Raw genomic sequence first — 14,650 nt, forward strand, 5'->3', positions numbered from 1 at the left:
CGTCCGCGGACGGCATATGGACAAAGAGGCGCCAGCGTAACCGTTGGCGCTTTTTTTTATGGCGTTGCCGAGCGTGAGTCCCTGGGATTGCGCGTCGGTCCCGCGCAGGGGAGAGGGGATGAAATCCTTTGATGAACTGGTGGCAGAGGCCGACGCCGCCGATGTCAGCGGGTGGGGCTTCGGCTGGCTGACGGGGCGCGCTTCCGAGGAGCGTCCGCCGTGGGGCTACGCCAGGCTGCTTGCGCAGCGACTGGCCACAGTGCGGTCGGCGCTGGACCTGGATACGGGCGGCGGCGAAGTGCTGGACGAGGCTCCGTACTTTCCACCGACGATGTGCGCGACCGAAGCCTGGCCGGCCAATGCCAGGAAAGCGCATGAACGCCTGGCCGCTCGTGGCGTGCGGCTAGTGCAGACTGCGCCGGGCGCTGGCTTGCCGTTTGCCGAGGCGTCGTTTGAGCTCGTGACGTCCAGGCATCCCGTGAGCCCGGACTGGGCAGAAGTCCGCCGGGTTCTCGAGCCGGGCGGGTGTTACTTCGCCCAGCACGTGGGGCCGGCTTCGGCCTTTGAACTGATCGAGCATTTCCTGGGGCCTTTGCCGGCAGAGCGGCGCCTGCGGGATCCGCAGGATGAAGCGGCCGCCGCAGGGGCCGCGGGACTTGCGGTGACGGACTTGCGCACGACCCGTTGCCAGATGGTGTTCCATGACGTCGGCGCCGTGATCTGGATCCTGCGCAAATGCGTGTGGTGGGTGCCCGATTTTTCGGTGGCGAGGTATCGCGATGCCCTGCTGGCGCTGGATCAGCGGATGCGCCGGGGAGAGCCGTTCGTGGCCCATTCGACGCGGCACTTGATCGAGGCGCGGCGTTGAGTGGGCCGCAGCGCTGTTTTCACGCTGCGTGAACCGTCAGGAAAAAGACATGTCGGCCGCGACTTCCAGCGACCGGATCCACAGTACCAGGACCGTGACACAGGCGCCCAGCACCAGCGCGCGCAGCCAGACGGCGAAACCGTCCTGCGTGGGGGGCGTGCCGGCGGGCACGTCCTTGGCATCGACCTTGCCGGTGATGATGGCGCGCACCAGGCGCTTGCGGCGCACCAGCGCGTACCAGAGCACAGCTGCAATATGAAGGGCGACCAGGGCCAGGATGACCCACTCGTTCAGCTTGTGCCAGGACGTCATGGCGGCGGAAATGGATTCGCTGACGTGGCCGAACAAGGGGCCCTGCGTCATGATGTCGTCGGTGGTGAACAGGCCGCTGAGCGCCTGGAAGCCGATGACCAGCAGCAGCGCCAGCACCGATAGCGCGCCCAGCGGGTTGTGGCCTGCGGGCGCCGCGGCGCCCTTCAGATAGCGGGCCACGGCCGCCGGGCCGCGCACGAAGTGCGAGAAGCGGGCGTAGCGCGGGCCGACGAATCCCCACAGCAGGCGAAACAGGATCAGGCCCAGCGCCGTACAGCCGAAGCGCACGTGCCAGTCCATGTACAGGCCGCCCAGCTTCACGCTGACGAACGCGCCGACGATGCAGACGACGAGCGCCCAATGGAAGAGGCGGGTGGGAAGGTCCCAGATGTGGACCGCGAGACGGTTGTTCTGCATGGTGGGATCGCCAGGGCTGTATTGCCGGGGACTTTATCACGCACAAATTGCCCCGTTGCTGGCGCAACGGGGCGGGGTACCGCTTCAGTGAGTGGCGCTGCGCACCGGTTCGATGCGATGCACGTGCTCATGGCGGAAGCGGATGCGCTGGCCGGGGGCCTTTTGCGCGGGTGCGCCGCAGGGCACGACTTCCGTCGTGTAGGTGGTCGTGCCATCGATGGGCGCGTTGTAGATGACCGTGGCGCGGATTTCCGGGCCATTTGCGGGCTTCAGGTAAACGATGTCGCCGATATGGATCGGCATGTTGTCCAGCGTGGTATGGGCCGGGCGTCGGATCAGGTCCGAAGTCGTGAAACGAGTATTCATGGTGTTTGTTCTCTTGGTTTCTAGTTATGGGAAAAGCCGCGTCTGGTCGCGTGGCGTGCAGCATTCCTGCCGCGTGCCGCTGCCAGCCGTATCGAATCGGACAGGCGTGTCGTGACACTAACGCATATTTGCCGCCGTCCTTTTGCGCATTCTCATGTTTTGCGCGCACGGCCAGGCGGCGCAATGCTGTCCATCAGTCCGGGACAGCATCGTTTCGGGCTGCGCGATGCGCAAACATGCGCAAAGCATGCGTGCGGACGTGCGCGGCCCGAGGGTTCGTGCAGGACAGGCAGGCCCTGCTGATTGCGGCGCGGTTATCGGTAATCGTCGCTTGCGCGTGTTGTAAGCGCCGCTGATTGTCTTGTTGCTTCTTGCCAAGCCGGACTGGCGGTTTGGCGAAGGCGTCTTGTTCCAGGCCGCAATCCGGATTTGCGGTTTTCGCAAATGGGACGGGATGCTTGGGCTTGGATGTTTTCGAGGGTCTGCTTCGGCGTCTGGGGAGGGGCTGATGTACAGGCCTCAGTGCCAGCGCCGTCGTTTATCACCGCGTTTTTTCGTATGGAATTTGGCGAAAACGGCAGAACTCAACCGGTAATATTACAGGCAGTTGATGCTTTTGGCAAGTGTTTTGTGGTAGGGAGGAGACTCCTCCCCCGTCCTTGGCCTTTAATGGGTTGCCGGGCGAGCCTGGCGCTGGGCTTCGATGATGAGGCCTTCCAGGCGCGGCGACATGCGCAGCGCCACTTGCGCGCTGGTCTGGCCGTCCGGCTGGTTTTCGGTTTCCAGGGCGAGTTCGATGCGCTCGTTGTCGAAGGCTTCGGGGGCGGCCTGGATCTCCACATAGCGGGCCAGCAAGGCGTCGACCGCCTTTTGCGCGTCGGCCAGCGCCTCGTCGGACAATTGCCCAGGGCTCAGGTACTGGTTGACCACCCGCGCCAGATCGGTCATGAAGAACAGCAGGGCGGCCGCGCCGCGGCAATCGGGATGGGCAAAGCCCCAGGTATCGGAGGTGGCGTTTTGAGTCATGTCTTGGGGCTGAGCTGTGTTGCAGGGCCGTAATGGCGGAAAACGCCATTTTATGGGATCGGACTACGGGCCCGCATCAGGCATACTGCCATGCCTATGATCAGACTCGCACGACCTTCAGACCTGGCCAGCCTGGCCGATATCGAACGCTCCGCCGCGCGGCGCTTCCTGGGCACGCACATGGCGTGGGCCGCCGGCGACGATACGGCGCCGCACGCCGAGTTGGCGCAGGCGCAGGCGGCCGGATTGCTTTGGATCGTAGAAGGCGAGGGCCAAGCCGCAGGCTTTGCGCTGACCCGGCCCATGGATGGCGATCTCTACCTGGCCGAAATGGCGGTAGCGCTGCCGTGGCAGGGGCGCGGCCTGGGCCGGGCGCTTCTGGCCGCCGTGTGTGCGCATGCCCGCAATGCCGGCTGCTACCGGTTCGTGGTGCTGACCACCGACCGCGAACTATCCTGGAACAGGCCGTTTTATCTGCGGCAAGGTTTCGTCGACGTCGCGACAGGGGAACTCTCGCCCGGGTTGCGGACGCGCCTGAGCCATGAGGCGGCCATGGGTTTTGATCCTGCCCGCCGCTGCGCCATGGCGTATCCCCTGGAGCCATGATGCGGGCGGCGCACCCTGTGTCAACACGCTTCGATAGCAACAAAATCCGCCCGCTGGCAGCGTCGGAAAGCGCCTTCGGGATAATCTGCCGGAGGGCGGCCGCCCGGTTCGCGGGCGGCGCCGGTTTCGCGAACCCGCATGCAAGGAGGATGGGCATGGCATTGCTGCGAGCTTGCCTGCTGGGCCTGGCGATGGCATCGATGCTGTTTCTGTCGGCCTGCGTCAACAAGGAACCCCAGGAGCGGGCCGCCTTCATCCAGCTGCTGCAAAGCCGGATGAACAGCGCGTCGCTGCTGCCCATCGGCAGCCTGAGCGAACCTGAAAAGGAGGCCATCGGCGGCTATGCCGATGCCTATGAGGTCATCGCCGATTTTCAGGAAATCCTGACGCAGGCAGCGGCGTCCATGCGTGACGCGTCGGAAGCCGAGACCCTGCGTTCCGTGGCCGATATCGTGGAACGGCGGGACCGCCTGGAGGCCGCGCGCAAGACGCTGGCCGAGCAGGCAGCCGAGGTGCAGCGGGCCCAGGCCAAGGCGGATAAGGCGCGTGCGGCGCTGGCGCTCCCGGCCGATCTGGCACCCGTCTACGACGGTGTTTATGACGAAGCCGTGACGGCGCCCGCGGCCGAGGTGTTGGATGCCGCGGCCGCCATGGACGCGGTGGCGCGCGATGCGCTGGGCGTGGCGGATTTCGTCGCCGCCCATGCGCAGGACATCCTGCTGACGGACGGGCAGGCGCGTGTCGCCACGCCCACGCTGCAGCAGGAGCTGAACCTACGCCTGCAGGGATTGAACGCGCAGTCGGATGTTCTGGAGCACGCGCGCGCCGCCTTGCGCCAGGCTGCCGGGCAGCCGCAGGACGCCCGCTGAACGGCGCTTTGTACAATGCGGGTCTCGCGGCGTCAGCCGAGCCTGGGACGTAATATGAGCGAATCTTCCAGCATGCACTACAGAACCTTTCTGCTCCTGCTGGTGGTGGTCACCATCGCATTCGGCTGGTTGTTGTGGCCTTTCTACGGCGCTGTTTTCTGGGGCGCTGTCCTTGCCATCATCTTTGCGCCGCTGCAGCGCCGGCTGGTGGCGCGCATCGGCGGACGGCGCAACCTGGCCGCGCTGATCACCTTGCTGCTGGTGCTGCTGCTGGTGATCCTGCCGCTCATCGTCATCAGCGGATCGCTGGTGCGCGAAGGGGCGAACCTCTATCAGAGCGTCAAGTCCGGGCAGATCAACTTCGGCGACTATTTCCAGCAGGCCATGGCGGCTTTGCCGCCGTCGGTGCATGATCTGCTGTCGCGCTTCGACCTGGCCGACATACCGAGCCTGCAGGAAAAACTCAGCGCGGGCGCCATGCAGGCCAGCCAGTTCCTGGCGACCCAGGCCTTGAACATAGGGCAGGACACGTTCCAGTTCGTGATCAGCTTCGGCATCATGCTGTACCTGCTGTTCTTCCTGTTGCGCGACGGCCCGCAGCTATCGGCGCGGCTCAAGCGCGCCATGCCGCTGAGCGACACGCACAAGCAGCATCTGCTGCGCAAGTTCACCACCGTGGTGCGCGCCACCGTCAAGGGCAACGTCGCGGTGGCCGCGGCGCAGGGCGCGCTGGGCGGCATCATCTTCTCGATCCTGTCGATCCAGGGTGCGCTGCTGTGGGGCGTGATCATGGGCTTTCTGTCCTTGCTGCCGGCGATCGGCGCGGGGTTGATCTGGGCTCCGGTCGCGATCTACTTCCTGTTGACCGGGGCCACGATCAAAGGCGTCGTGCTGATCCTCTTCGGCGTGCTGGTCATCGGCATGGTGGACAACGTGCTGCGCCCCATTCTGGTCGGCAAGGACACCAAGATGCCGGACTATGTGGTGCTGATATCCACGCTGGGCGGCATGGCTTTGTTCGGCCTGAACGGTTTCGTGATCGGCCCCTTGATTGCCGCGCTGTTCATGGCAAGCTGGGATTTGTTTGCCCCGCCGGTGGAAGGATTCGCGGACGACGCCGCAGACAAGTCGCGCGCCCGAAAGTAGGCGCGGCGGATCGCCCGCCAGTCCGTCCGTTGCAAGACGGGTGTATGGTGTAGCAGGCCGGCTTCCATCGGAGCCGGCCTGTCGTATCAACCTCGACTTTTCGGGAGCGCGTCGGACATGGAATGGAAACTGCATCGATCGGGCTGGATCGAAGAACGCAACTTCGACATCGAATTCGCCGAGACGCCCGACGGCTACCACGCCCGGGTGCGGGTCTTCGGATTCCCGGTGCTGGAAGACACCAAGCATGTGTTTCCCAATGAGGCGCTGGCTGAAAAAGGGGCGCTGACGCTGCTCAAGACCCAGTTCACCGGCACCCCGGATCTGGAAGACCGGTAGACGTACCCGGCGGCGCGCCTCTGTAGTAAATTGGGGACGCGCCAGTTACGCCACATCCGTCTTGACGCGGCGAGGGGATTCCCATGGCGCGGATTGTGCGATTGCGAACTTCTGCAATAATTTCTGACGTTCGTTCGTCCTCTGGCCGTGGGCCGAGCGGAGCGTATCGGGAGGCGCATGGGTCCAGAGGTGTGGTTTCGATCGGCAGGCCGACGTTTGCGGACGTCGCAAGGCGAGGCCCCCGTGGCTGACGCCGAGAGCCTGGCCGTCGCGCGGACGCGTCGGCCGCGCCGCTATTCCATGCGCACGGGCCTGCTCACACTCGTGTTCGCGTGTATCACGCCCGCGCTGGTCATGGCATCCGTGGCGGTCTACGAAAGCTACGTCATCCAGAAAGAGCGGATCTTCCGCGACACGATATTCCTGGCGCGCAATCTCACCGCGATTCTCGACCGCGAACTCACCGGCGTCGAGGCCGGCCTGCAAATGCTGGCATCGTCGCCAGATCTCGTCGCCGGCGATCTGGCCGGTTTTCATCGGCGGGCGCGTGAATCCGTGCGTTTCCAGATCATCGACAGCTATGTCCTGACCGACAAGGATGGCCGCCAGTTGATCAATACGTCCGTGCCGTTCGGCAACGCCTTGCCGCCGACCGGCGCGTCCGCCGAGCTGGCCCACGTTTTCCAGACGCGCACGGCGGTGCTGACGGGGCTGTTCACCAGCAGGGTCAATCAAGGCCCCCTGATTGCGCTGGGCGTGCCGGTGCTGCGCAACGGCGAGGTCGCATACAGCTTGAACGTTGGCATCCTGCCTGAACGCATCGGCAATCTGCTGGGCAGGCGCGCCCTGCCGGACGGCTGGGTGGCAGCCGTGCTGGACGACAGCGGCACGATCCTCGCGCGCACACGAGACACCTCGAAATTCGTGGGCCAGAAGGCCGTTCCCGAACTGGCGCGGGCGGTGCAGCAGGAAAGCGAGGGCTCGCTGGAAACCATTACCAAGGAAGGCACGCCCGTCTACACCGCCTTCAGCCGCTCGTCGTTATCCGGCTGGACGGTTGCCGCCGGCGCGCCGATGAGTCTGCTGACCACGGATCTTTACCGCTCCATCGCCTGGATTGCCCTGGGCACCTTGTTGGCCTTCGGCCTGGGCTTGCTGCTGGCCTTGCGGTTGGCCAGCCGCCTGACCTCGTCCGTGCAGAGCCTGGTCGCGCCGGCGCTGGCGCTGGGCAAGGGGCATGCGGTGACGGTGCCGGGCACGCGCGTCAAAGAGGTTGCGGAAGTGGGCGGCGCCCTGGTACAGGCCTCGCGCATGCTGACGCATGCCCAGCACCTGGCGCACTACGATCCGCTGACCGGCCTGTGCAACCGCGTGCTGTTCAACGAATTGGTGCTGCGCGAGCTGGCGGTGGCGCAGCGCAGCGGCGAATCCTTCGCCATCCTGGCGATCGATCTGGACGGCTTCAAGGCGGTCAACGACCTGCATGGCCACGCCGCCGGCGATGCCGTGCTGCAGGAAGCGGCGGAGCGCATGGCTGACGCGATCCGCGTGTCCGACGTGGCGGCGCGGCTTGGGGGCGATGAATTCGCGGTCCTGCTGCTGGGCGCGGACAAGGAAAACGCCGGGCATGTCGCGCAGGCGCTGGTCGAAAACCTGTCCCTGCCGTATCCCGACGTCACTGTCGCCGTGTCAGCCAGCGTGGGCATTGCCGTGTATCCGCAATCCGGCGTCACCGTGCGCGAATTGCTGGAGCGCGCGGACCGGGCGCTGTACAAGGCCAAGGGACAGGGCAAGCGCAGGGTGGAGGCGGACCAGTAGCTCCGCGCGCCTCAGGACTCGGAGAGCGGCGGCGCCAGGGCGGTCAGGACTTCGCCCGATTTCAGCCTGTACCGGTTCCGGTCCAGCGGCAACACCAGCTCCCCCTCGGTGGTGCGGTGTATGTAGCGGGCCGCGTCAGGCCGGGCCGCGTCAGGCCGGGCCGCGCTAGGCCGGGCCGCGGCTGTTCCCGGCATTTCCGCCCGCAAGAACACCTCAATCCGGTAGAGCCGGCCCGATTCCGTGCTGGCCAGCACGTCGCTCAATCTGCGTGTGGATATGGTCATGCGGCGCTTGCTCCTTTTTCTGCATTGTTCTGGCGGGCATTCTGAATACGGGGGGGGGCTGGCTTCATTGCAAGGCGGAGCGCCGCCGCGGGACGTGCGGCTTTTCGCTAAACTGCCCGGCTTGACGCCCCAAGGCGGGCAATCGGAATCGGTAATGCAACTCTCCCTGAGCCGGAACACGGCGACTTCACTGGGCTTGCTGGCGGTGCTGCTATGGGGCACCGTGGTCGGCCTGATCCGCAGCGTCAGCGAAAGCTTTGGGCCGGTCGGCGGCGCCGCGCTCATTTACACGGCCGGTTCGGCGTTCCTGGTGCTGCTGCTGGGCTTTCCGAAGCTGCGGACCTTTCCGCGTTCCTATCTCATCGTCGGTAGCCTGCTGTTCGTTGCCTACGAGATCTGCCTCTCGCTCTCCCTGGGATTCGCCGCCAATCGGGGGCAGGCGATCGAGCTGGGTATCGTCAACTATCTCTGGCCCTGCTTTACCGTGATTCTGGCCATGCTCATCAATGGCCAGCGCGCCAATGCGTGGGTAGTGCCCGGCATACTGCTGTCGCTTGCCGGCATCGTTTGGGTCCTGGGCGGATCCGGCGGGCTATCCTGGGAGCGCACCCTCGCCAACGTGTCCAGCAATCCCCTCAGTTATGGGCTGGCCTTCAGCGGCGCCGTGATCTGGGCCGTCTATTGCAACGTCACGACGCGATTCGCCGATGGCAAGAACGGCGTTGCCTTGTTCTTCATGCTGACCGCGCTTGCCCTGTGGATCAAGTACCTGTCGGGCGCCGAGCCTGCGTTGGCCTTCACGTGGCCCGCCACGCTGGAGCTGCTGGTGACCGGCGGCGCCATGGCAGCGGGCTATGCGCTGTGGAACGTAGGGATACTCAAAGGCAACCTGACCTTGCTGGCCACGGCGTCCTACTTCACCCCGGTCTTTTCAACATTCTTTGCCGCGGTGTGGCTGTCGACCCGCCTGACCGCGTCGTTCTGGCAGGGCGTGGCCATGGTGACCGCCGGGTCGCTGCTGTGCTGGGCCGCAACGCGCGGCAAAGCCGCCCGGGGCGCGTAGCCCCAGGCGCATGCATTGCAATGATGGAATTATTCGATCAGCACGGTCTGCGCGACCGCGTATCCGAGCGGAATCAACAAGAGTGAAGCAAACAAGGAACTGGTAATCGCCGCCGAGATTCTCAGCCAGGGTTCGGACCCTGCGCTTTGAACCGTTTGAATCACCAACGCGACGATACCCACAACCATCAAACAGCTGATAACCACTGCTACATAAGTCATGTTGTCTCCGTCCTCGCCTGATTAAAGGGATGCGGCTGCCGCTGAGCGGTCTAGATGTTTGTATTGATTGTGCGCCTGTATTGGCGCAACAGGCCCTAGGGTTTTCCTGACGCAATGCGCGGTTTGTGGTGTTTTTGCTGCGGGGTGTGCAGCATGAATTCATGTGCGGTCGCAGCATTCATGGCCGTGTCGCCAGCGCCGGGTTTGCGCCGGCGCGTCTTGCGCTACGATGGCGGCGTCAAGTCACGTTAAAGGCCGCCCCATGCCGCAACTGCGCCCAGGCACGCGCGCCACGTTGCAAGTCAGGCAATTGATGCCGGGAGAATTCGCCTGGATCATCACCTTGTTTGATCCCGAATCCGGCAATGTGCGCAGCACCAATTATTCGCCCAGGCGTTATGCCAGCCAGGACGAAGCCTCCACCGCGGGCAAGGCCGCCGTCGTTGAGTTCCTGGGCAGCGGCGGGCATAAAGCCGCCGAACCGGCCAGGGAAGGGAAGAGCAAATCCTGACCCCGCCGGCTGCGCACGCCTGAAAGCCCTCGCACAGAGGGCTTTTTTGCATTCCCGCGCAACGGGCCGGGAATGCGGTTTGCTGATGGGACAGGGCGGCGCGCCTGGCGCCGCTTTCAGGAGCAAGCCATGTCCCAGTCCATGCATCGCGAACCCGGCGGGGGCGACCCGCCCGAACCCGACGATCCCGCCTTTCCCAACAATCCGCCGCCGGACGACCCGCCGCTGGATCCGACGCGGCCGCGCAGAGATCCCGACGTCATCGATCCCGTGCAGCCGCCGCCGAATCCGCGCGCGCCCGGCACGATCGACCTGGCCTGAGCGCTGCGCGCAACGCGCAGGACATCATCCAAGGAGGCTTTATGCGTTCCATCTTGCTGTGGCTGTTGGGCGTGCCCATTCCCATCATCATTCTGCTGGCGCTTTTTTGGCATTGAACCGAGAGGTTTTCCGCCGCGGCGGCACGTATTCGAGCAGCCGCGATGAACCGTGAACAAGGAACAGATCCATGGAAAACGCAACTTCATTGAGCCAGCCCTATCCCGGCGGCGTGCCGCCGAGGGAATCCGCCATCTCGGCCGTGTCCTGGGCCGCCGTGATTGCGGGGGCGGTCATCGCTGCAGCCCTTTCGCTGGCGTTGTTCGCTGGCGGCACGGGGCTGGGCTTTCTTTCTGTTTCACCCTGGAGCGGCGAGGGCGCGACTGCGCCTGCAATAGGCATCGGCCTCATCGTGTGGATGCTGGCCACGCAGATCGTTGCCTACGGCATCGGCGGCTACGTCGCGGGGCGGCTGCGCACCAAATGGGTCGACGTGCACTCTGACGAGGTTTACTTCCGCGACACAGCGCACGGCTTTCTGGTGTGGGCGTTGAGCGCAGTCGTCAGCGCCGTGTTGCTGGGCGCGTCCATCGCGGCCTTGGCTTCGGGCGTCGCCAAGGCGGGCGCAGCCGTGGCGGCCGGCGCCGGCACGGCTGCGACGGCCGCCGCTGCCGCGGGCGGGAGCGAGGGAATGTCGCAGATGCAGGGCTACTTTTCAGACGCCTTGCTGCGCTCCGAACGGCCCGACGCCAGCGCCGACCGCAACGGCGCGAGAGTAGAGGTGGGCCGCATCATGGCGATGAGCGCGGCGCGCGGCTCGATGACGGGCGAGGACCGCGACTATGTCGTGAAGGTCGTGGCTGCGCAGACCGGCATGGAGCCGGCGGCGGCGCAGCGCCGCGTCGAGCAGGCCGTGCAGAACATGAAACAGGCTGCCGACGACGCCCGGCAAAAGGCCAAGGAGGCCGCAGACCAGGCCCGCAAGGCCGCGGCAGCATTCGCGCTGTGGGGCTTCGCCTCGATGCTGATCGGCGCCTTCGTGGCCAGTCTGGCGGCGACCTGGGGCGGGAGGCGGCGCGACGCGGTGCGGTTGCCCTGAAGATAGGGGGCTTCGAATGCGCCGAGATCGGGCGCCACAACGAAAAAGCCCGGAGCCACCAAAGTGGTTCCGGGCTTTGAATCTTGGTGGCGCATCCCTGATTCGAACAGGGGACCTGCGGATTATGATTCCGTCGCTCTAACCGGCTGAGCTAATGCGCCATTTCGATTAATCCCTGGATTTGCGTCACATCTGTGTCGCAATCAGTGATCAACGAAGAACGAAATTCTAGCACGAAATTTTTGATGCGTGCAAGCGATCAGCGATCAAATTTTAAAGAAACGCTTCAGGCGTCTCGCGCCAGCCGGATGCCCGAGAACTGCCAGCGGGCCTCGGGCGGGAAAAAATTGCGGTAGCTGGGGCGGATGTGGTCCCTGGGCGTGGCGCAGGAGCCGCCTCGCAGGACGTACTGGTTGCACATGAACTTGCCGTTGTATTCGCCCACCGCGCCGTTGTCGGGTTTGAAGCCGGGGTAGGCGTCGTAGGCGCTGGAGGTCCATTCCCAGGCGTCGCCGAATAGTTGCACGGGGCCGCCCGTGCCGTTGCGCGCAGGGGCCGGGCGCGTGTCCAGGTGGCCGTTCTCCAGCATGTTGGCGCGCCCGGCCAGCGCGCCTTCGGGCAGTTGGCGGGCGGCATGTTCCCATTCGGCTTCGCGCGGCAGCCGCACGCGCGCCCAGCGGGCGTAGGCATCGGCCTCGAAATAGCTGACGTGCGTGACCGGCGCCTGCAGTTCGAGTTCCTGCATGCCGCGCAGCGTGAAGATGCGCCAATCGTCGCGCTGTCCTTCCCAGTAGAGCGGCGCGCGCCAGCCTTCAGCGCAGACCATGTCCCAGCCCAGCGACAGCCAGAGTTCGGGCCGCTTGTAGCCGCCGTCCCGGATGAAGGCCAGGTACTCATGCTGGGTCACCAACCGGTCGGCCAGGTGGAACGGGGCCAGCAGCACGTCATGGGCCGGACCTTCGTTGTCGAAACCAAAGCCATTGCCGTCATGGCCGATGCGGGTGATGCCGCCGGCATAGCGCGTCCAGCCGGCGGGTGTGGAGGGCGGCAGTGCAGGCGGGCCGGGTGCGACGTAGGCCGGCTTGAGCGGGTTGGCCGACAGCATGTGCTTCAGGTCGGTCAGGATCAGCTCCTGGTGCTGCTGCTCATGATTCAGGCCCAGTTCCAACAAGGCGTCGAAGGCGGGATCGTTGCCGCCCAGCCGCGAGATCAGTTCATGCATCGCGCCGTCCACATGCCGGCGGTAGTGCTGCACTTCCGTCAGCGCGGGACGCGACAGCAGGCCGCGGCGCGGACGCGGATGCTTGGCGCCGACGGCGTTGTAGTAGGAGTTGAACAGCATGCGGTACTGCGGATGGAAGACCGCATAGGACGGGTGAAAGCGTGTCAGCAGAAAGGTCTCGAAGAACCAGGTGGTGTGGGCCAGATGCCATTTGACCGGGCTGCAGTCCGGCATGGATTGCACCTGGCAATCCTCGGGACTCAGCGGGGCGGCCAGGGCCGTGCTGGTCGAGCGCACCGCATCGTAGCGGTCGTGCTGGCCCGCCTGGCCGGCAGCGTAAGGTCCGGTGGCAGGGTGAGTCAGCAGGCACGCAGGTTCCATGGCGATCCTCCAGTGGCGTTGAGGGCAGGCCCGGGTTATGCGCGGGCGCTGAAAATCGAGAACCAGCCGCGGGAATCCGACCAGTGCGCGACGTCGCGGTAGCCGGCGCTTTGCAGCAGGTCGGCGAAGGCTTGGGGAGTGAACTTGTAGGAGTTTTCAGTGTGGATGCGTTCGCCGGCGCCGAACGCGCGTGCGCCGCCTGGCCAGGCTACGCGCACTGCGCGCAACGCTTCCAGATGCATTTCGATGCGCGAGTCGGCGCTGTTGAACAGCGCCACATGGCGCCAGTCGTCCACGTCGAAATCGGCGTCCAGCACGCTGTTCACGTGCCGCAGCAGGTTCAGGTTGAAGGCCGCGGTCAGGTGCAGCGCATCGTCGTAGGCGGGCTCCAGCACTTGTTTGGGCTTGACGCGGTCCACGCCCACCAGCAAGCCGCCGCCCGCGCACTGTCCGCGGATTCGCCGCAGCATGGCGTGCGCGTCCGCGGGGCTGAGGTTGCCGATGCTGGAGCCGGGATAGAAGAACAGCCGCTGTTCGGCCGGAATGCTGGCCGGCAGAGCCAACGCGTGCGTGAAGTCCTGGCCGAGGGCGGTGATTTGCAGGTCGGGGTAGGACAGCTGCAGGCGGCGCACTGCCGCTTGCAGGTAGTCGGCCGAGATGTCGATGGGCACGTAATGACGCGGACGCAGGCTGGGGAACAGGCGTTCAGCCTTGACGCAATCGCCCGCGCCCAGGTCGATCATCGAGAGCACCGGTCCGACGTGGCGCGCAATATCGGCGCCGTGGCGCTGGAAGATCTCGGACTCGCAGCGCGTCGGGTAGTACTCAGGGAGCTGCGTGATGGCGGTGAAGAGCGCCGAACCCAGCGCGTCATAGAGGAACTTGGGATCGATGTGCGCGTGGCGCGCCACCAAGCCTTCGTGCAGTTCAAGCTGCTCGGCGCTGGGAGGCTGCGACTCTTGCGCGATGAATTTCGGCGCGGCGGGGGCAAACAGTGCGGAAGGCGAAACCATGCGTCCTGTTCCTTTTCTGTCGTCGGGACGGCCCGTCGCCGGGGCGCCTCGGATGGGGCGGCTGGCGGTCGGGAGGCGCGGCGTTGGGAGGCTCAGACCAGGCGGTTCTGGCGCATTGCAAAAGTCTATTGTGGCCGTCAGGGCGGGGCCGGTGTCAAGCGCCAAGCCGCTGAATGCAATGGACTTTTACGAATTTGGAAGAGGCTTGCGAGGAGACCGGCCACCGGGCGTCGCAGCGGATACACGCGATACTTTTGCTTGCGTTGAAATATCGGTTTACGGCTGGTTGCCAAAGCTCGGGCGGGGTCGGGCGATGGGGGTCACAATGGCATCTTGCGTTGCACAGGTACGTGAATGCGGCGTGTTGCATCGCATCAGGCGGCCCGACTCCGCGAGGCCCGACAATTACAAGGAGCGACCATGAACCGAAAGCATCAACGCGCCGAAATGGCCCTGCACCGTGAACGGGTGAGCGACAGCTTCCACGAATTGCTGGCGGGTACGGAAGACCTGCTGCGGTCGACGGCGTCGTATACGGGCTCCGAGATCGAGTCGGCGCGAGCTCGCCTGAAGCGCCAATTGGCCGACGCGCGCGAGTCCGCCGGCGATTGGGAGGGCGCGGCGCGGGAACGCGCGCGCCGCGCAACCGCCTATGCTGACGAGTACGTGCATGAACATGCCTGGAAGTCGGTGGGCGTAGCGGCGCTGGTGGGCGCCTTGCTAGGCTGCCTCCTGGCCTCGGGCGGCCGCCGCTAAGCCCTGACGCCATGA

General features: G+C 65.3%; 18 protein-coding genes and 1 tRNA gene. 11 read left to right on the forward strand and 8 right to left on the reverse strand.

Features of this window, described 5'->3' with window-relative positions; all coding sequences use genetic code 11:
- The first annotated feature begins 118 nt into the window (after positions 1-118).
- A complete protein-coding gene (locus IB259_RS21330) occupies positions 119-868 on the forward strand; it encodes a class I SAM-dependent methyltransferase (RefSeq protein WP_192330061.1) in 750 nt (249 codons plus the stop codon).
- 36 nt (positions 869-904) lie between these two features.
- Here IB259_RS21330 and IB259_RS21335 read toward each other — a convergent pair whose 3' ends face one another.
- The 3 genes from IB259_RS21335 to IB259_RS21345 form a co-directional block, all read right to left on the reverse strand.
- Positions 905-1,597, reverse strand: a complete 693-nt coding sequence (locus IB259_RS21335) for a cytochrome b/b6 domain-containing protein (protein ID WP_054451104.1) — start codon at positions 1,595-1,597, stop codon at positions 905-907.
- Between the two features lie 84 nt (positions 1,598-1,681).
- Positions 1,682-1,963: a hypothetical protein gene (locus IB259_RS21340; protein WP_054451105.1), complete on the reverse strand. Its 282-nt coding sequence runs from the start codon at positions 1,961-1,963 to the stop codon at positions 1,682-1,684.
- 666 nt (positions 1,964-2,629) lie between these two features.
- Positions 2,630-2,989 carry a hypothetical protein gene (locus IB259_RS21345; RefSeq protein WP_119450525.1) on the reverse strand — a complete coding sequence of 120 codons (360 nt, stop codon included), beginning with the start codon at positions 2,987-2,989 and terminating at the stop codon, positions 2,630-2,632.
- 90 nt (positions 2,990-3,079) lie between these two features.
- Here IB259_RS21345 and IB259_RS21350 point away from each other — a divergent pair, with 90 nt between their 5' ends.
- The 5 genes from IB259_RS21350 to IB259_RS21370 all read left to right on the forward strand — a co-directional run bounded on the left by IB259_RS21350 (position 3,080) and on the right by IB259_RS21370 (position 7,767).
- Entirely contained in the window at positions 3,080-3,595 is a 516-nt protein-coding gene (locus IB259_RS21350; RefSeq protein WP_225590494.1) for a GNAT family N-acetyltransferase, read from the forward strand.
- Positions 3,596-3,750: 155 nt separating this feature from the next.
- On the forward strand, positions 3,751-4,464 hold the full coding sequence (locus IB259_RS21355; protein WP_119450575.1) for a DUF3053 family protein: 714 nt from the start codon (positions 3,751-3,753) through the stop codon (positions 4,462-4,464).
- A 54-nt stretch (positions 4,465-4,518) separates the two neighbouring features.
- The gene (locus tag IB259_RS21360; RefSeq protein ID WP_054451108.1) at positions 4,519-5,610 is read left to right on the forward strand and encodes an AI-2E family transporter; all 1,092 of its coding nucleotides are present in this window, start codon (positions 4,519-4,521) and stop codon (positions 5,608-5,610) included.
- Positions 5,611-5,727: 117 nt separating this feature from the next.
- The gene (locus IB259_RS21365; protein ID WP_054451109.1) at positions 5,728-5,949 is read left to right on the forward strand and encodes a hypothetical protein; all 222 of its coding nucleotides are present in this window, start codon (positions 5,728-5,730) and stop codon (positions 5,947-5,949) included.
- Positions 5,950-6,192: 243 nt separating this feature from the next.
- Positions 6,193-7,767, forward strand: a complete 1,575-nt coding sequence (locus tag IB259_RS21370) for a diguanylate cyclase (protein WP_054451110.1) — start codon at positions 6,193-6,195, stop codon at positions 7,765-7,767.
- 11 nt (positions 7,768-7,778) lie between these two features.
- Here IB259_RS21370 and IB259_RS21375 read toward each other — a convergent pair whose 3' ends face one another.
- Positions 7,779-8,051, reverse strand: a complete 273-nt coding sequence (locus tag IB259_RS21375; RefSeq protein ID WP_054451111.1) for a hypothetical protein — start codon at positions 8,049-8,051, stop codon at positions 7,779-7,781.
- A 154-nt stretch (positions 8,052-8,205) separates the two neighbouring features.
- On the opposite strand from IB259_RS21375, the gene yddG reads away from it, so the two are divergent.
- The gene (yddG, locus tag IB259_RS21380; protein ID WP_054451112.1) at positions 8,206-9,114 is read left to right on the forward strand and encodes an aromatic amino acid DMT transporter YddG; all 909 of its coding nucleotides are present in this window, start codon (positions 8,206-8,208) and stop codon (positions 9,112-9,114) included.
- A 29-nt stretch (positions 9,115-9,143) separates the two neighbouring features.
- Here yddG and IB259_RS21385 read toward each other — a convergent pair whose 3' ends face one another.
- Positions 9,144-9,335, reverse strand: a complete 192-nt coding sequence (locus IB259_RS21385; RefSeq protein ID WP_054451113.1) for a hypothetical protein — start codon at positions 9,333-9,335, stop codon at positions 9,144-9,146.
- Between the two features lie 262 nt (positions 9,336-9,597).
- On the opposite strand from IB259_RS21385, the gene IB259_RS21390 reads away from it, so the two are divergent.
- The 3 genes from IB259_RS21390 (at position 9,598) to IB259_RS21400 (ending at position 11,263) form a co-directional block, all read left to right on the forward strand.
- Positions 9,598-9,846: a hypothetical protein gene (locus IB259_RS21390; RefSeq protein ID WP_192330063.1), complete on the forward strand. Its 249-nt coding sequence runs from the start codon at positions 9,598-9,600 to the stop codon at positions 9,844-9,846.
- Positions 9,847-9,975: 129 nt separating this feature from the next.
- Positions 9,976-10,167, forward strand: a complete 192-nt coding sequence (locus IB259_RS21395) for a hypothetical protein (protein WP_054451115.1) — start codon at positions 9,976-9,978, stop codon at positions 10,165-10,167.
- Positions 10,168-10,354: 187 nt separating this feature from the next.
- Positions 10,355-11,263, forward strand: coding sequence for a hypothetical protein (locus IB259_RS21400; protein ID WP_054451116.1), 909 nt, complete (start codon positions 10,355-10,357; stop codon positions 11,261-11,263).
- 84 nt (positions 11,264-11,347) lie between these two features.
- Here the strand turns inward: IB259_RS21400 and IB259_RS21405 are convergent.
- The 3 genes from IB259_RS21405 to egtD all read right to left on the reverse strand — a co-directional run bounded on the left by IB259_RS21405 (position 11,348) and on the right by egtD (position 13,879).
- A tRNA-Met gene (locus IB259_RS21405) sits at positions 11,348-11,424 on the reverse strand.
- 125 nt (positions 11,425-11,549) lie between these two features.
- Positions 11,550-12,866, reverse strand: a complete 1,317-nt coding sequence (egtB, locus tag IB259_RS21410; protein WP_125473627.1) for an ergothioneine biosynthesis protein EgtB — start codon at positions 12,864-12,866, stop codon at positions 11,550-11,552.
- A gap of 35 nt (positions 12,867-12,901) precedes the next feature.
- Complete coding sequence (gene egtD / locus IB259_RS21415) at positions 12,902-13,879, reverse strand: L-histidine N(alpha)-methyltransferase (RefSeq protein ID WP_192330065.1); 978 nt, start codon at positions 13,877-13,879, stop codon at positions 12,902-12,904.
- 420 nt (positions 13,880-14,299) lie between these two features.
- Here egtD and IB259_RS21420 point away from each other — a divergent pair, with 420 nt between their 5' ends.
- Entirely contained in the window at positions 14,300-14,635 is a 336-nt protein-coding gene (locus IB259_RS21420; RefSeq protein ID WP_054451119.1) for a YqjD family protein, read from the forward strand.
- The last annotated feature ends 15 nt before the right edge of the window (positions 14,636-14,650 follow it).

Source organism: Achromobacter sp. ACM04 (genome assembly GCF_014851465.1).
GTDB lineage: Bacteria > Pseudomonadota > Gammaproteobacteria > Burkholderiales > Burkholderiaceae_B > Achromobacter > Achromobacter aegrifaciens.

Excerpts from the sequence above, each read along its gene's own strand:
- IB259_RS21395 (WP_054451115.1), top strand. The coding sequence starts at position 9,976 with ATGTCCCAGTCCATGCATCGCGAACCCGGCGGGGGCGACCCGCCCGAA.
- yddG (WP_054451112.1), top strand. The coding sequence starts at position 8,206 with ATGCAACTCTCCCTGAGCCGGAACACGGCGACTTCACTGGGCTTGCTG.
- IB259_RS21400 (WP_054451116.1), top strand. The coding sequence starts at position 10,355 with ATGGAAAACGCAACTTCATTGAGCCAGCCCTATCCCGGCGGCGTGCCG.
- IB259_RS21345 (WP_119450525.1), bottom strand. The coding sequence starts at position 2,989 with ATGACTCAAAACGCCACCTCCGATACCTGGGGCTTTGCCCATCCCGAT.
- egtB (WP_125473627.1), bottom strand. The coding sequence starts at position 12,866 with ATGGAACCTGCGTGCCTGCTGACTCACCCTGCCACCGGACCTTACGCT.
- egtD (WP_192330065.1), bottom strand. The coding sequence starts at position 13,879 with ATGGTTTCGCCTTCCGCACTGTTTGCCCCCGCCGCGCCGAAATTCATC.
- IB259_RS21385 (WP_054451113.1), bottom strand. The coding sequence starts at position 9,335 with ATGACTTATGTAGCAGTGGTTATCAGCTGTTTGATGGTTGTGGGTATC.
- IB259_RS21350 (WP_225590494.1), top strand. The coding sequence starts at position 3,080 with ATGCCTATGATCAGACTCGCACGACCTTCAGACCTGGCCAGCCTGGCC.
- IB259_RS21340 (WP_054451105.1), bottom strand. The coding sequence starts at position 1,963 with ATGAATACTCGTTTCACGACTTCGGACCTGATCCGACGCCCGGCCCAT.
- IB259_RS21355 (WP_119450575.1), top strand. The coding sequence starts at position 3,751 with ATGGCATTGCTGCGAGCTTGCCTGCTGGGCCTGGCGATGGCATCGATG.
- IB259_RS21375 (WP_054451111.1), bottom strand. The coding sequence starts at position 8,051 with ATGACCATATCCACACGCAGATTGAGCGACGTGCTGGCCAGCACGGAA.
- IB259_RS21330 (WP_192330061.1), top strand. The coding sequence starts at position 119 with ATGAAATCCTTTGATGAACTGGTGGCAGAGGCCGACGCCGCCGATGTC.
- IB259_RS21390 (WP_192330063.1), top strand. The coding sequence starts at position 9,598 with ATGCCGCAACTGCGCCCAGGCACGCGCGCCACGTTGCAAGTCAGGCAA.
- IB259_RS21365 (WP_054451109.1), top strand. The coding sequence starts at position 5,728 with ATGGAATGGAAACTGCATCGATCGGGCTGGATCGAAGAACGCAACTTC.
- IB259_RS21360 (WP_054451108.1), top strand. The coding sequence starts at position 4,519 with ATGAGCGAATCTTCCAGCATGCACTACAGAACCTTTCTGCTCCTGCTG.
- IB259_RS21335 (WP_054451104.1), bottom strand. The coding sequence starts at position 1,597 with ATGCAGAACAACCGTCTCGCGGTCCACATCTGGGACCTTCCCACCCGC.
- IB259_RS21420 (WP_054451119.1), top strand. The coding sequence starts at position 14,300 with ATGAACCGAAAGCATCAACGCGCCGAAATGGCCCTGCACCGTGAACGG.